This is a genomic window from Nereida ignava, assembly GCF_001049735.1.
Classification (GTDB): domain Bacteria; phylum Pseudomonadota; class Alphaproteobacteria; order Rhodobacterales; family Rhodobacteraceae; genus Nereida; species Nereida ignava.
This window is the reverse complement of the sequence record NZ_CVPC01000005.1, coordinates 249,721-264,025: the sequence shown is the minus strand read 5'-3', so window position 1 is coordinate 264,025 and position 14,305 is coordinate 249,721. Positions and strand designations below refer to the sequence as shown.

The following is a 14,305-nucleotide window of genomic DNA, read 5'->3' as shown; positions in this document are numbered from 1 at the left end:
CAAATTTACCGCGCCCATCTACGTTTATTCGCCAGTCGCTACCAATTGCCAGTTTGGATCGTCTGACGACATCACGCGTGCAAACGTCCATGTGTCTTTCTGGCGTTTGATCTCTTTGGCGCTACCTTCAACCACTTCACCTTCGGCATTCGTCACAACTGAAGTAAGCTCGGCCACGAATTTCACCGTCACTTCACCTTCGGTTGTAGAAGCATTGTACGTCGCATCCTTCAAACGCATCTCACGGACACCAACAAAAGTGGCGTCTACAGAAAGCCCCTGCTCTTCGCGCATTTTGACAACGCTATCAAAGCTTTCGAAAACATCATCGGACAAGAACCCTTTGATGCTGTCCATGTCGCCAGCCTCAAACGCCATCAAGATCATCTCATAGGCACCACTGGCCCCGCCCAGAAACTCGTTCACGCTAAAGCTTGGATCAGCAGCCTTCATTTGCGCCAATGCATCAGCTTGGGCGCTACCTTCTTCGGCATGATCCGTGATATCACGGTCAGGTCCGCCTTCGATCACCTCAAACTCACGGCGCACAGGTGTGCTATCTTGCACAGCCTCTGGTGGCTTTTCAAAACCCTCACGTGTGCCAAGCACGTTTTTCAGACGCAAAACCAAAAAAATGGCAATGCCGGCAAGGACCAAAAGTTGGACGAGTGAGCTGTTCATGAAAGCCTCTGGCGTTGGGGGCGTGGAAAATTACTTAACTCGCACTTATGTAGGGCAGGCATAGGATCAAGTCCACTCACCGCACCTAGTTTGTGGTCTTGGCGTAAAGTTATGAAAAGGATCTTAACCATGTGGCTCTTTTTGGCATTTCTAGCGGTGCCGCTGATAGAAATTGGCCTGTTTATTCAGATCGGTGGCTGGCTTGGCCTTTGGCCAACGCTGCTTATCGTGGTCATCACAGCACTTCTGGGAACCGCATTGGTGCGGCAACAAGGCGCGCTTGCTCTGACACAAGTCCGCGGCAGCTTTGAAAACCTGAACGACCCTACAGAACCGCTGGCCCACGGCGCGATGATCCTTTTCTCTGGCGCGCTCCTGCTCACGCCCGGCTTTTTCACTGATGCAGTTGGCTTTACCCTTCTCATTCCCGCTGTGCGCACATCTGTATTTGCCGCACTCAAATCGCGGATCAAAGTACAAAGCTTTTCAAACGGCAGGCCCCGCCAGCCCCACCAGAATACGGCCGGTGGAACAACCATTGATGGTGACTTTGAGGAGGTGCCCCCACCTGCAAATCAACCTTCTGGACCGTCAGGGTGGACCAAACACTAACGGATTGAGGCCACCGCCCCGACCTGTTACGAAACTGCGAGTATAAGTTAATTGGAGATGCCCCATGGCTGACGAAACCCCCGCACAAGAAGCACCCGCAGGCATCAAGATGTCCGTGCTGGCGCAATATATCCGCGACATGTCATTTGAGAATATTCTCGTTCAAAAAGGCGGCGCAGGCGATGTAACCCCAGACGTTTCTGTTCAAGTGAACATCGACGCGAAAAAGCGTACTGTTGAGAACCAGTTTGAGGTCATCATTAAACTGATGATCAAATCAAATGACAAAGCTTCAGAAGCGGCGTTGTTCTTGATGGAGCTTGAGTACGGCGGCGTTTTCCAGATCGAAAACGTTCCAGAAGACCAGCTTCACCCGTTCTTGCTGATCGAATGCCCACGGATGCTGTTCCCGTTTGTGCGTCGTGTTGTTAGCGACGTCACTCGTGACGGTGGCTTCCCGCCGCTTAACCTTGAAACCATTGATTTCCTTCAGCTTTACCGCGCAGAGCTTACACGACGCGCTGAAGCAGAAGCAAAGAACGCGACTGTTTCTTAATAACCTAAGTCTCAGACCGCCAAAGCACTGTGCCGCCCATATTGTCGAGAAATTCGGCGTGGGCGGCGTTTTCTTTTTCAGTTAGCCGTGATGGCAACCGGGTCGGACGTCGTGAAGGACGCCATTCTGCGGCTTGATCCGAAGATGTATTATTTGAACTGGTGCTTAGCGCGAAATCCGGCTGCTTGCCGCCGATCAGTTCAAGATAAACTTCCGCCAAAATTTCACTATCAAGCAACGCTCCGTGCAAAGTCCGCGACGAGTTATCAATGTTGAAACGGCGGCACAGTGCATCAAGCGAAGCAGGCGAGCCTGGAAAACGCTTACGTGCAATTGCCAGCGTATCAAGCGATTGCGACATCGGGAGAGCAGGGCGCCCAAGCCAACCCAGTTCTGCGTTCAAGAACTTCATATCGAACGCCGCGTTATGAATGACCATCACATCAGTACCGACAAAATCAACAAAATCCTGCGCAATATCCTTAAAAAATGGCTTATCACGCAGAAAATCATCGCCAAGCCCGTGCACCTCAAACGCCCCTTGGGGCATTGAGCGTTCCGGATTGATATACTGGTGATAGGTCTTGCCCGTCGGCATGTGGTTCCACAGCTCTACCGCACCAATTTCAACAATGCGGTCGCCCTCGGCAGGCTCAAAACCGGTGGTTTCCGTATCCAAAACGATCTCACGCATCGCTTAACTCCCGCTTAATCTTGGCCAAAATCGCATCAACAGCCGCCTCAGCAGCGTCTAACGAAGTTGTCTCAATAACGTAATCCGCTTTTGCGCGCTTTTCGGCATCTGGCATTTGTTTTGATAGGATAGTATCGAAAAGCGTTTCTGTCATGCCGTCGCGCGCTAAAACACGATCGCGCTGAACGTCATTTGGCGCGCTTACAACAACAATCGCATCAACACTGTCATCGGCACCTGTTTCAAAAAGCAAAGGCACATCTACCAGCACGATTTCACTCTTAGAAGTCTGTATAAATCGCGCGCGGTCGGCGGCAACTTGCGGATGAATGATCGCCTCAATCTTTGCTAATGCTGTCTGATCTTGATGGATGATCTTGCGTAATAGGTCACGCTCTATCATCCCATTTTTCACTGCTTGCGGGAACGCGGTCGCCAATTCACCACCGCCGCTTTGATAAATCCGGTGCACAGCCGCATCCGCATCCCACACGGGTATGTAACGCTTGGCAAACATCTTCGCCGTGGTCGATTTGCCCATCCCGATTGAGCCAGTCAAGCCTATGACAAATGTCATGACAAAACAGCGTCGCGCAGTTCATCATCCACAATCGGTTTTTGACCAAACCACGCCTCAAAACCGGGAGCGGCTTGGTGCAACAGCATCCCAAGCCCATCAACAACAGCGCACCCACGCGCAGCTGCATCAATCAAAAGTTGGGTTTTCAAAGGCGCGTAAACAATATCTGTAACAAGCGTTTCAGAACCCAAATGATCAAGCGAAACGGGCAGGGCGGGTTGGCCATCCATCCCAAGCGAGGTCGTATTTACCAGCAGGTTCGCACCCTTGATGGCATCACCAACGTCATCCCACGCAGAAACCACAACCCGTGTGCCGAATTCTGACTGAAGCGCAGTTGCCCGCTCAACAGTTCGGTTGCTCAGAATGATGTGTGGCGCACCAGCATCAAGTAGCGCCGCGACAACACCACGTGCCGCCCCGCCAGCACCCAGAACCACCGCTGGACCCATGTCAGCCCGCCAGCTAGGCGCGCCAGCGTAAAGATTAGCCATAAAACCGTAGCCATCAGTGTTATCGCCCAAAACACTGCCATCTTCTTGAAAAATAACAGTATTAACAGCGCCAACAGCCTTAGCGCGGGGTGTAATTTCATCACACAAAGCCATCACAGCCTCTTTATGTGGCAACGTTACGTTAATCCCCGCAAACCCAAGCCGGGGGAGTAATTCTATCGTACGCGCCAAATCATCCGGTGCGACGTCCATCGGAATATAATGCCCATCAATCCCGTAACGCTTTAGCCAATGCCCGTGCAAACGCGGCGATTTTGAATGCAAAATTGGATGCCCAATCACACCCGCAAGCCGTAGTTTTCCACTCATCCGTCAATATCTCCGCGCAAGGTTAAGAACGACAAAAGCTCCACCAAAGGCAGGCCTAACACTGCAAAATAATCGCCCTGCACCTGAGAGAACAGCCGCGCACCTTCCGCCTCAAGCATGTAACACCCAACCGTATGCTTAATGTCATCCCAATTTCGCTCAACGTAGGCATCAATATAGGCGTCACTCAACTGGCGCATGCGCAACGTTACACGTGAAACGTGCCGCCACGTGGGTTTGCCATCCTGATATAAACAAGCCGCCGTGTGCAAATAATGAACCTGCGCTGACAATGCCCGCAGCTGCGCACGCGCATCATCTGGTGAGGTCGGCTTTGAATAAATAGCGCCTTTAAAGTCCAGAACCTGATCACAGCCCAAAATCGGCCCCTCATGTCCTTTATCTGACAATCGCCGCGCTTTCATTTCAGCCAGCGCATCCGCGACATCCCGTGGGGGCGCACCTTCAGCAACCATCGCGCCTTTGATCAACTCCTCATCAATGGGCATAGGTCGAATCGTTATAGGAATGCCCGCGTTTTCGAGCAGCTGAGCCCGAATTTTCGAGGACGAAGCGAGTGTAAGTGAAAAAGAGATGTGGATAACCTTTTGGACAAACCAATGAATGCCTTAAGGACAGTCACCGTGAGATTTCAGCGCCATTCCCATCACAGCGGAGCAAAGCACAATTCTACGACAATTTGCCGATTTTATACGCCTGTGGAAAGGATAAATGTGTCGAATCTACGCTGTGGATAGTTTTGCTTTACGTTAATTAACAAGACGTAAAGATATGCTCAACATATTGATTTTAAACAATTATCTAAATATATTTAGGTGTAAATCCACCGATACACTGTGGATAAAGAATTGGATAAAAAGTAATCCACAGATATTCTTAACACTTCATCATCATCATTTTTTAATCTTTCTTATTATTAGAAGAAGCATTGAACCTCTAAAATCGAAGTTTGACTAACCCATTCATGTTAGCTACGGCTTAGGTGTTCATCCGAACACTTTAACTCCTTTAAAATAATGCGTTCCAACGCATGACGGTGAAAGTATGACCCAAGAGCGTCTGTCATTGGCTGAGCTGAAAGCTCAAAGCCCAAAAAACCTCCTGTCTTTGGCTGAAGAGCTTGAGATCGAAAACGCATCCACGATGCGCAAAGGGGATATGATGTTCTCGATCCTGAAGGAACGGGCGGAAGACGGCTGGGAAATCAGTGGCGACGGCGTCATGGAAGTGCTTCAGGACGGATTTGGCTTTCTTCGCTCAACAGAGGCAAACTATCTGCCGGGCCCTGACGACATTTACGTCTCACCTGACATGATCCGCCAATATTCGCTACGCACGGGTGATACGATTACAGGCGTTATGCGCGCCCCTGGCGATAACGAGCGTTATTTTGCACTGACAAGCATTCAACAAATCAATTTTGAAGAGCCCGAAAAAGCGCGCCACAAAGTCGCATTTGAAAACCTGACGCCGCTCTATCCTGATGAGCGCCTGAAAATGGAGCTTGAAGACCCAACAGCCAGTAAAGATCGCTCTGCGCGGATTATCGACTTGGTTGCGCCAATTGGTAAGGGCCAACGTTCATTGATTGTAGCGCCTCCGCGCACGGGTAAAACGGTTCTGCTGCAAAACATCGCGACCAGCATCGAGAAAAACCACCCAGAATGCTATTTGATCGTCCTTTTGATCGATGAACGTCCAGAAGAAGTTACGGACATGCAGCGTTCCGTGAAGGGCGAGGTTGTATCCTCAACGTTTGATGAACCTGCAACGCGCCACGTGGCTGTGTCAGAAATGGTTATCGAAAAGGCGAAACGTCTTGTTGAGCATAAACGCGACGTTGTGATCCTTCTCGACTCGATCACCCGTCTTGGCCGTGCGTTCAACACTGTTGTTCCTTCCTCTGGTAAGGTTTTGACCGGTGGTGTGGATGCCAACGCGCTTCAACGCCCTAAACGGTTCTTTGGTGCTGCGCGGAACATTGAAGAAGGTGGTTCTTTGACCATCATCTCAACGGCCTTGATTGATACTGGGTCGCGGATGGACGAAGTGATCTTTGAAGAATTCAAAGGCACAGGTAACTCTGAAATCGTGCTTGATCGTAAAGTCGCAGATAAACGCGTCTTCCCAGCAATGGATATTCTAAAGTCAGGCACACGTAAGGAAGACCTGTTGATTGATAAAGTCGATCTGCAGAAAACCTATGTGTTGCGCCGTATCTTGAACCCAATGGGAACGACGGACGCCATCGAATTCTTGCTGTCAAAACTTAAGCAAACAAAGAGTAACGCAGACTTCTTCGACTCAATGAACGGCTAACACCCGCTACAAAAAGGAGGCTGAATAATGGACATTATTTTCGCCTTTGCGACGGCTGTCGGCCGTGCGGGTGTCAGTGTGCTGCGGCTGTCGGGACAGGGTGTCTTTGACGCTTTAAAGCCCGTGATGCCTAGAATTGATGGAGATCGGCGGACGCCTTATTTGGCGGATTTCCATAAAATAGGTGGTGAGGTAATTGATACGCCGCTTATTTTGGGTTTCGCCAAAGGAGCAAGCTTTACAGGCGAAGAAACTGTAGAGCTGCACCTTCATGGTAGCCCCGCCATTCAAAAAGAAGCGATTTTAATCCTCTCTCAGTTGCCGAACATGCGCATGGCTGAACCCGGTGAGTTTACTCGCCGTGCTTTGATCAACGGTCGAATGACGCTTGAAGAAGTTGAAGGGCTTGCTGATCTGATTGACGCAGAGACGGAAAGCCAAGCAATCCAAGCGCGTAAGCTATTGAACGGACATTTGAAAACAGCTGTAACGGATTGGCGTGCAAAGCTAATTCACGCGGGCGCGTTGCTTCAAGCGACAATTGATTTTGCTGACGAAGAAGTTCCCGTGGATGTGTTCCCCGAGGTGTCCGAAATATTACTGCCATTGCGTGCTGAGCTTGAGGCACAGGCCCGCGGCGTAGTTGTTTCTGAACGTGTAAGATCAGGTTTTGAGGTTGCCATCATTGGTCAACCTAATACTGGAAAGTCTACATTTATCAATGCGTTAGCTAGACGTGATGTAGCTATCGTTACGGACGTGGCTGGTACAACGCGCGATGTATTAGAGGTCGATCTTGATCTGCGGGGTCATTCAGTGCGGGTTCTTGATACGGCGGGCATTCGCGCCACTGACGATAGTGTAGAAAAAATTGGTGTTGAACGTGCTTTGGATCGCGCTGCCTCTGCTGACCTGCGCATTTGGCTCAAGACGCCTAATGATGATGTTGAGCCAGTCGATATGACGGCTGATGATTTGATCGTGACGGCTAAAGATGATGAAGGTGTGTATGACAATGGGTTGTCGGGAAAGACCGGCCACGGCATCGACCGCATTCTTAATCATATCGGAACGGTTTTAAGTGATCGCGTTTCAAGGGTTGGCGTAGCCACATTAGAGCGGCACGGGATTGCGATTACGAACGCTGTGGGCTATTTGGATACAGCGCTTCTTGGCTTGGAAAATGGCCAAGAAGTTGAGTTGGTCGCAGATGATTTACGCGCAGCAACACGACAACTTGATCAATTGATCGGTCACGTTGATGTTGAAGATGTACTGGATAAAGTGTTTTCGTCGTTCTGTCTTGGAAAGTAAGGAGTGTTTCACGTGAAACATTTTGACGTAATCGTAATTGGCGCAGGTCATGCAGGTGCTGAAGCGGCGGCAACTTCTGCACGGTTAGGGGTTTCAACAGCGCTCATTACAATGACGGAGGCTGGCATCGGTGCAATGTCTTGCAATCCTGCAGTTGGTGGTTTGGGTAAGGGTCATCTTGTACGCGAAATAGATGCGCTTGACGGTATTCTTGGGCGTCTTTCGGATCAAGCCGGCATTCAATTCCGCTTGCTAAACCGTCGAAAAGGACCAGCAGTCCAAGGTCCACGTGCCCAAGTTGACCGGCTTCTTTACGGGGAGCTTATGAGGCATGAGTTACGGAATACATCAAACCTTGAAATTATAATTGGTGAAGTCGCTGACCTGACGATGCAAGGCAATATCGTTAATGGTGTGATTTTCGGTGATGGTTCCGAAATCACTGCTCAAAAGGTAATTCTGACAACCGGAACCTTCCTGAATGGGAAAGTGCATATCGGTGACGTTTCCTACAGCGCTGGCCGAATGGGTGAGAATGCTTCAACCAAGCTCGCTGATCGTATTTTGAATTTAGGGCTTCCTATTGGACGCCTAAAAACAGGTACACCCCCTCGAATTGCTAAGGGATCGATAAATTTTGAGGGGTTGGAAGTTCAGCCTGGGGATGACGTCCCTGCGTTTTTCTCATTTCTAACAAAAGATGTTTCCGCTCAACAGGTTAGTTGCGCCATCACTCATACTAATGAGCAAACACACGAAATAATTACGAAGAACCTTGATAAATCAGCGATGTACGGTGGACACATTGATGGTGTTGGACCGCGGTATTGCCCCTCTATTGAAGATAAAGTTGTTCGTTTTGCAGACAAAACATCTCATCAGATCTTTCTTGAACCAGAAAGTCTGAGTAGTGACTGGATTTACCCAAACGGTATTTCTACGTCGTTGCCTGAGGATGTTCAGTATCAGTACATTAGGTCCATTAAGGGCCTTGAGAGTGCAGAAATACATCAGCTCGGTTACGCTATCGAGTATGACTACGTAGATCCCCGGGCGCTTAAGCAGACGCTCGAATTGAAGAACGTAAGCGGCCTGTATTTCGCAGGCCAGATTAATGGTACTACAGGATATGAAGAGGCTGCTGCACAGGGGCTAGTCGCAGGCCTAAATGCTGGCCTTAGTGTTTTGGGTAGAGAGCCAGTAATTTTCAGCCGTCGGACCTCTTACATCGGCGTCATGATAGATGATTTAACAAGTAGAGGTGTTCTGGAGCCCTATAGAATGTTTACATCTCGTGCGGAGTATCGTCTTTCGCTAAGGGCTGACAATGCTGATCAAAGGTTAACAAAATTTGGAAAAGAGCTTGGCCTAATTTCACAGGTCCGTTGGGCCTCTTATGATGAGAAAAAACGGTCCATCGATGATGGGATGGATATTCTGACTGCAAAGGTCTTTACGCCAAAGCAAGTTGCAGAGACGGGCGTGAAAATTAACCAAGATGGAACCAAACGTACTTTATTTGATCTTTTGTCGATGAATGGGTTTGATATCAAGTGTGCCGCAAAGTTGGCACCGGCAGTAGATAGTATCGATCCAGATATTCAACTCCAGCTCGCTAACGACGCGATGTATGCACACTATATTGCGCGGCAAGACCGAGACGCTGAGGGCTTAAAAAGGGACGAACAGACCGCACTTGACGTTAACTTTGACTACTCGGCGGTTAGCGGTATTTCCAATGAGATGCAGAATAAGCTTTTGAAGGCAAAGCCAGAGACCATTGCAAAGGCAGCAAAGATTGACGGTATGACGCCCGCATGTCTATCGATCTTGATGGCTATTGCTAAAAGCAGTCAGCGAAAGTCGATTGCGTAATGGATGTTTCACGTGAAACATCAGAGCGACTACAGGCGTATGAAGCGCTTATTCGTAAGTGGAATCCGAAGATAAATCTTGTCTCACCGGCAACTTTGGGATCTTTGTCAGATCGTCATATCAACGACAGTTTGCAGATATGCAGTCATATCAGTGAAATTACGCAAACAGTAGCAGACCTCGGAAGTGGTGGCGGCCTACCTGGTATTGTGATCGCCATTCATAATCTTCAGGCCGCGCCCCAACGAGCTACGGTTTTAGTGGAAAGCGATGCCCGAAAGTGTGCATTTCTTCGTACGTGTATTCGCGAACTTTCCTTAAATGCCCGGGTTGAAACGGCGCGGATAGAAATACTCGAACCGCTTTCCGCGGATGTGATAACAGCCCGAGCTCTCGCAAGCCTTAATGTACTGTTTGATTGGGCTCATCCCCACGGGCACAGTGATACAGAATATTTGTTCTTAAAAGGGCGTATGGTTGAAGCGGAGCTTGCAGTTGTGCGGGATAAGTGGTCGTTTGAGTTAGACTTGGTTCCAAGCAAAACCGATCCCGAGGCGAAACTGGTAAAGATTAAGGCGTTGAAACGTGCATAATGTCGATCCTGCAAAGATTATTGCCGTTGCCAATCAAAAGGGTGGGGTTGGTAAAACGACGACCGCGATTAACCTTGCCGCAGGGTTGTCTGAACTGCACCTATCGGTTTTGCTGATCGATCTTGATCCACAAGGAAACGCGACAACGGGCCTTGGGGTGCAAAAAGAAGAAGCGACCCAGACGGTGTATGATCTTCTTGTTTCAAATGCGCCGATTGACGAGGTTATTGTTCCGACGGCCGTCGAAAACCTTGATATTGTTGCGTCAACGACCGATCTCAGTTCGGCCGATATTGAGCTTATTTCTAATGAAAAGCGTAGTTTTTTACTGCGGGACGTGTTGCGTTCTATAGATATGACTGCGCTTGGCTATGATTATGTCATCATTGATTGTCCGCCCTCACTTAACCTTCTGACTGTTAACGCAATGGTCGCAGCACATAGCATCCTCGTGCCGCTACAAAGTGAGTTTTTCGCGCTTGAGGGACTATCTCAGCTGATGATTACCATCCGTGAAGTTCGTGAGGCAGCAAACCCCGCGTTGCGTATCGAGGGTGTTGTGATGACGATGCATGACCAGCGTAATAACTTGGCCCAGCAGGTCGAAAATGATGCCAGAGAAGTGTTGAAAGATCTTGTTTTCAAAACGGTTATCCCGCGGAATGTGCGTGTAAGTGAAGCGCCGTCTTATGCGCAATCTGTTCTAGAATATGACCCGCGTTCGAGCGGGAGTCAGGCGTATCGTGCGCTGGCCAAAGAATTTTTGCGCCGGCAGCGCGCCCAAGAAGGAGTTTAGATCATGAGTAAGTCACCAAACAAAGGTCGCGGGTTGGGCCGTGGGTTGTCTGCTTTGATGGCTGATGTTCCTACGCAATCAGAAGCGCCGTCGGAGGATGTGGTGAAAAGCACCACGTTAGTGTCAATTGATCTAATTTTTCCGAATCCTAACCAGCCGCGGAAATCGTTTGATGAGGGTGATTTGGATGAGTTGGCAAGTTCGCTTCGCGAAAAGGGAATTATTCAGCCGCTGATCGTCCGTCCGGATACCACAGGGCAGAAGGGTGCTTATCAGATTGTTGCGGGTGAGCGGCGTTGGCGAGCTGCTGCGCGGGCGCAAATCCATGAAGTGCCTGTGATCGTTCGGGACTTCAACGATACTGAAGTACTCGAGCTAGGCATAATTGAGAATATTCAGCGCGCCGATCTGAACGCGGTTGAAGAGGCTTTAGCCTACAACCAATTGATCCAACGACATGGACACACACAAGATGCAGTTGCCAAGGCGATGGGAAAAAGCCGGTCGCACATTACTAACTTGCTGCGCTTGTTGACCCTTCCTGACGATGTGCAAGACAAAGTGGTAACGGGTGCGTTGAGCATGGGTCACGCACGCGCAATGATTAGCGCGGATAATCCAAGTAATATTGCGCAGACTGTTATCGCAAAGGGTTTGTCCGTTCGACAGACCGAAGAGTTGGTCAAAAGCGGCTCTAACAAAGGCAAATCGGGTGGTTCGAGTGGTGGGCGCAGCGATGGCTCTAGTGATAAAGACGCTGATACGCGCGCGCTTGAAGGCGAATTGTCGGCCCAGTTGCGGATGGGCGTTTCGATTTCTCACAATCCAGGCAATGATGGTGGACAGATCGTGATTAAATACAAAGACCTAGAGCAGTTAGATGACCTTTGCAGATTGCTTGCGGGCTAATCAGCAAGCAATTCGCGTAAGATGCCGTTAATCAGTGGTCGTCCCTTGGGGGTCACCGCTAACGTGTCTTCGTTCGCTGTGATCAAACCAAGGTCTGCTAGGTGGGTAATTGCTATTTCTGGCAGTGTTAGACCCAATATTTCGTTATAGCGAGTTGGCGAGATGCCTTCTGATAATCGCAGGCCCATCAGTAGGAATTCTGTTCCTTGCTCTTCGCGTGATAGTGGGACGGTCGTGGTTTCGCCTGTTGCGTTTTGTTCAACTGATTTGAGCCAATTTAAAGGACTTAATTCCGTTTCTGTTGCGTGGCGGGTCCCGTTAAGAGTTACCCTTCCATGCGCGCCAGGCCCGATGCCGATGTAATCGCCGTAGCGCCAATAGATTAGGTTATGGGCGCTTTCATGATCCGATTTGGCATAATTAGACACTTCATATGACATATATCCTGCGTTTGCAGCGATTTCCTGCGTTGCAAAATACATGTCTGCTTCTGTGTCTTCGGTCGGCAATCCCTTTAGCAGGCCTTTTTCATAACGATCCCCAAAGGCTGTATTAGGCTCAATCGTCAGTTGGTACATTGAAAGGTGGCCAGCAGCGATTGTGAGTGCCTCTTTCAGTTCAGACTGCCAATCAATGAGTGTTTGATTTTGGCGGCTGTAGATCAGGTCAAAGCTGCATTTTTCAAAAGTTTTTGCCGCAAGTTCAAAGGCTTGGATGCCTTCGCGAACTGTATGAAGGCGGCCGAGGCGTTTAAGATCATCATCGTTGAGGCTTTGAATGCCAACGGAAATACGGTTCACACCTGCATCTTTGTAGCCGACGAAACGGCCTGCTTCGACAGAAGTTGGGTTCGCCTCCATCGTGATTTCGATTGTATTTGCGCATGACCAATTGGCGCGCACGGCTGTGATGATCTGTTCAATGGCGGAAACGGACATCAAACTGGGGGTGCCACCGCCAAAGAAGACTGAATTAAGCACCCGCCCTTGTGTCAGTGAAGCTGTACGTTCAATTTCCACAATATAGGCTCTAACCCAGCGGTTTTCGTCTATTTTATCTGCAACGTATGAGTTGAAATCACAGTAAGGGCATTTTGCGCTGCAAAAGGGCCAATGAATGTACAGGCCGAACCCGCCATTTTGCCAGTCTTCAGTCAAGGCAGCCTGCTATCAGTTTTGCGAATGCATCGGCGCGGTGTGACATGGCGTGTTTTTGTGCGGGATCCATTTCGCCGAATGTTTCAGAATGGCCAAGGGGTTGGAACATGGGATCAAAGCCAAACCCGTGTTCACCACGCATTGGCCAGACGACTTCGCCTTTGACGGTGCCATCAAAGATTTCGTCGTGTCCATCGGGCCAAGCGATGCAGAGCGTGCAGTTAAAGGCGGCGAGACGCGGGTATTCTGCGTCGCGTTCTTCAAGTGCGTTCCAGACTTTGCTCATTGCGAGGGGGAAGTCGCGGCCTTTTGGCGTTTCGGCCCAGTCTGCGGTGTAGACGCCGGGTGCGCCGTTAAGGCCGTCAACTGTAATGCCGCTGTCATCTGAAAGCGCTGGAAGGCCTGCATTTTTGGCGGCATAATGCGCTTTGATGCGGGCGTTTCCGTGGAAAGTGCTTTCTGTTTCTTCTGGCTCATCAAGCCCAAGCTCGCCCGCCGAGACCACTTCGATACCAAAAGGTTTCAGCAGTTCAGAGATTTCGCGCAGTTTTCCTGCGTTATGGCTGGCGAGGACGATCTTGGGCTCGGTGAGTTTGCGCATTTATGCACCAACCGCCGCTAGTTGGGCTTTGGTCAGCTCAGCGCTTCCTTTGATCGCAAGGTCAAGAAGTTGATCCATTTGTGTGCGGCTGAAGATAGAGCCCTCAGCGGACATCTGGATTTCGATCAGACCAGCGTCGCCAGTCATGACAAAGTTGCCATCTACGCCTGCTTCGCTGTCTTCGGGGTAGTCCAGATCAAGAACGGGCTGGCCCGCGTAGATGCCACAACTTACCGCTGAGACGGGGCTGATTAGCGGGTTTGTTTTGATGTCGCCTGCTTTCATCAGTTTTTGGACAGCCAATGATAGTGCAACCCAACCACCTGTGATTGAGGCACAGCGCGTGCCACCGTCCGCTTGGATAACGTCACAGTCCACTGTGATTTGACGCTCGCCCATAGCGACACGGTCAACACCGGCGCGGAGGCTGCGGCCAATCAGGCGTTGAATTTCTTGGGTGCGTCCGGATTGTCCATTCTTGGCTTCACGGCGCATACGTGTGTGTGTTGCACGGGGCAGCATACCGTATTCTGCAGTAACCCAGCCGAGGCCAGATCCCTTGATGAAGGGGGGGACGCGCTCGTCAACAGATGCGGTGCACAGCACGTGGGTATCGCCGACTTTGATCAGGCAGCTGCCTTCCGCGTGGCGGGTCACGTTGGTTTCGATCTCAATAGACCGCATTTCATCAAGTGCACGGTTGGAGGGGCGCATCATATCATCCTTTGTTTTTCTGGAGATTGGATCACATGGCGGCAAACTGAACGCAACCC

16 protein-coding genes are annotated in these 14,305 nt (G+C 50.0%); 8 read left to right on the top strand and 8 right to left on the bottom strand.

Annotated features, from left to right (window positions below; translation table 11 throughout):
* Window positions 1-24: 24 nt before the first annotated feature.
* Complete coding sequence (locus tag NIG5292_RS05920; RefSeq protein WP_048598567.1) at window positions 25-681, bottom strand: Tim44/TimA family putative adaptor protein; 657 nt, start codon at window positions 679-681, stop codon at window positions 25-27.
* A gap of 129 nt (window positions 682-810) precedes the next feature.
* On the opposite strand from NIG5292_RS05920, the gene NIG5292_RS05915 reads away from it, so the two are divergent.
* On the top strand, window positions 811-1,293 hold the full coding sequence (locus tag NIG5292_RS05915; protein WP_048598566.1) for an FxsA family protein: 483 nt from the start codon (window positions 811-813) through the stop codon (window positions 1,291-1,293).
* Window positions 1,294-1,357: 64 nt separating this feature from the next.
* On the top strand, window positions 1,358-1,849 hold the full coding sequence (secB, locus tag NIG5292_RS05910) for a protein-export chaperone SecB (protein ID WP_048598565.1): 492 nt from the start codon (window positions 1,358-1,360) through the stop codon (window positions 1,847-1,849).
* A 4-nt stretch (window positions 1,850-1,853) separates the two neighbouring features.
* Here secB and dnaQ read toward each other — a convergent pair whose 3' ends face one another.
* Genes dnaQ through NIG5292_RS05890 form a run of 4 tightly spaced genes read right to left on the bottom strand, consistent with a single transcriptional unit; the run spans window position 1,854 to window position 4,543 of the window.
* Window positions 1,854-2,543 (bottom strand): DNA polymerase III subunit epsilon, encoded by a 690-nt coding sequence (dnaQ, locus tag NIG5292_RS05905; protein ID WP_048598564.1) that lies wholly within the window; start codon window positions 2,541-2,543, stop codon window positions 1,854-1,856.
* Window positions 2,536-3,120 carry a dephospho-CoA kinase gene (gene coaE / locus NIG5292_RS05900; RefSeq protein WP_048598563.1) on the bottom strand — a complete coding sequence of 195 codons (585 nt, stop codon included), beginning with the start codon at window positions 3,118-3,120 and terminating at the stop codon, window positions 2,536-2,538. The genes dnaQ and coaE overlap by 8 nt, the downstream gene beginning before the upstream one ends.
* Entirely contained in the window at window positions 3,117-3,947 is an 831-nt protein-coding gene (locus NIG5292_RS05895; protein WP_048598562.1) for a shikimate dehydrogenase, read from the bottom strand. The genes coaE and NIG5292_RS05895 overlap by 4 nt, the downstream gene beginning before the upstream one ends.
* Window positions 3,944-4,543 (bottom strand): Maf family protein, encoded by a 600-nt coding sequence (locus tag NIG5292_RS05890; protein WP_048598561.1) that lies wholly within the window; start codon window positions 4,541-4,543, stop codon window positions 3,944-3,946. Before NIG5292_RS05890 ends, NIG5292_RS05895 begins: the two co-directional genes overlap by 4 nt.
* Before the next feature lie 469 nt (window positions 4,544-5,012).
* Here NIG5292_RS05890 and rho point away from each other — a divergent pair, with 469 nt between their 5' ends.
* From rho to NIG5292_RS05860, 6 genes are read left to right on the top strand one after another with little or no spacing between them, the layout of a single operon-like run.
* Window positions 5,013-6,287, top strand: a complete 1,275-nt coding sequence (gene rho, locus NIG5292_RS05885) for a transcription termination factor Rho (protein WP_048598560.1) — start codon at window positions 5,013-5,015, stop codon at window positions 6,285-6,287.
* 27 nt (window positions 6,288-6,314) lie between these two features.
* Window positions 6,315-7,601, top strand: a complete 1,287-nt coding sequence (mnmE, locus tag NIG5292_RS05880; RefSeq protein ID WP_048598559.1) for a tRNA uridine-5-carboxymethylaminomethyl(34) synthesis GTPase MnmE — start codon at window positions 6,315-6,317, stop codon at window positions 7,599-7,601.
* 12 nt (window positions 7,602-7,613) lie between these two features.
* Complete coding sequence (gene mnmG, locus NIG5292_RS05875) at window positions 7,614-9,476, top strand: tRNA uridine-5-carboxymethylaminomethyl(34) synthesis enzyme MnmG (RefSeq protein WP_048598558.1); 1,863 nt, start codon at window positions 7,614-7,616, stop codon at window positions 9,474-9,476.
* The gene (rsmG, locus tag NIG5292_RS05870; RefSeq protein ID WP_048598557.1) at window positions 9,476-10,069 is read left to right on the top strand and encodes a 16S rRNA (guanine(527)-N(7))-methyltransferase RsmG; all 594 of its coding nucleotides are present in this window, start codon (window positions 9,476-9,478) and stop codon (window positions 10,067-10,069) included. Before mnmG ends, rsmG begins: the two co-directional genes overlap by 1 nt.
* Entirely contained in the window at window positions 10,062-10,865 is an 804-nt protein-coding gene (locus NIG5292_RS05865; protein WP_048598556.1) for a ParA family protein, read from the top strand. Before rsmG ends, NIG5292_RS05865 begins: the two co-directional genes overlap by 8 nt.
* Window positions 10,866-10,868: 3 nt before the next feature.
* On the top strand, window positions 10,869-11,774 hold the full coding sequence (locus tag NIG5292_RS05860) for a ParB/RepB/Spo0J family partition protein (protein ID WP_048598555.1): 906 nt from the start codon (window positions 10,869-10,871) through the stop codon (window positions 11,772-11,774).
* Here NIG5292_RS05860 and hemW read toward each other — a convergent pair.
* The 3 genes from hemW to rph are packed head-to-tail and all read right to left on the bottom strand — an operon-like array spanning window position 11,771 to window position 14,246.
* Window positions 11,771-12,931 (bottom strand): radical SAM family heme chaperone HemW, encoded by a 1,161-nt coding sequence (gene hemW, locus NIG5292_RS05855; protein WP_048598554.1) that lies wholly within the window; start codon window positions 12,929-12,931, stop codon window positions 11,771-11,773. The genes NIG5292_RS05860 and hemW overlap by 4 nt on opposite strands.
* The gene (gene rdgB, locus NIG5292_RS05850; protein WP_048598553.1) at window positions 12,924-13,532 is read right to left on the bottom strand and encodes an RdgB/HAM1 family non-canonical purine NTP pyrophosphatase; all 609 of its coding nucleotides are present in this window, start codon (window positions 13,530-13,532) and stop codon (window positions 12,924-12,926) included. The genes hemW and rdgB overlap by 8 nt, the downstream gene beginning before the upstream one ends.
* Complete coding sequence (gene rph / locus NIG5292_RS05845) at window positions 13,533-14,246, bottom strand: ribonuclease PH (protein WP_048598794.1); 714 nt, start codon at window positions 14,244-14,246, stop codon at window positions 13,533-13,535.
* Window positions 14,247-14,305: the final 59 nt, after the last annotated feature.